General features: G+C 46.8%; 1 rRNA gene and 1 pseudogene. One reads left to right on the forward strand and one right to left on the reverse strand.

Going from position 1 to position 538, the window contains the following annotated elements:
- Positions 1-77, forward strand: a 16S ribosomal RNA gene (locus C2M35_RS15380); the annotation flags it as partial.
- 196 nt (positions 78-273) lie between these two features.
- Here the strand turns inward: C2M35_RS15380 and C2M35_RS15385 are convergent.
- Positions 274-477: pseudogene (locus C2M35_RS15385) on the reverse strand (transposase); the annotation flags it as partial.
- Positions 478-538: the final 61 nt, after the last annotated feature.

Here is a 538-nt window from a genome sequence, read left to right on the forward strand (position 1 = left end):
CCACGGAGTGATTCATGACTGGGGTGAAGTCGTAACAAGGTAGCCCTAGGGGAACCTGGGGCTGGATCACCTCCTTATACGATTTAGAACTAATTTGTTCGCAGTGTCCACACAGATGATTGTTGATTATGAAATAGAGAACAAACGTCATTGTTTGGGTCTGTAGCTCAGCTGGTTAGAGCCCTCAAAGTGTAGTCAAGGAGTCCGTAAGTGTGAAATCTTGGAGTGGGTGTCTTAGTTAATTTTTTTGAGATGGGTGTCTTAGTTAATTCTCATTACCGCGTAGGCACACACATCTATGCAGAAAATACGGGCCAGCTGCAGCAGTTTGCTTTCAACCCAGTCGCGGCGATGTTCATAAGAGCGGCCAGTCAATGCATCTTTGCCACATAAGAAGGCGCGCCGTACACAGCGAGAAATACAGTGATAATAAGGGGTGTCAGCCAGGCTGATTTGGCTTTTCCGAGGCGTTGCCATGATTCACTCCTCCTTGAGTAGAACCCTCAAAGTGTAGTCAAGGAGTCCGTAAGTGTGAAAT

It is taken from the genome of Pseudoalteromonas sp. T1lg76 (genome assembly GCF_002964725.1).
Classification (GTDB): Bacteria; Pseudomonadota; Gammaproteobacteria; order Enterobacterales; family Alteromonadaceae; genus Pseudoalteromonas.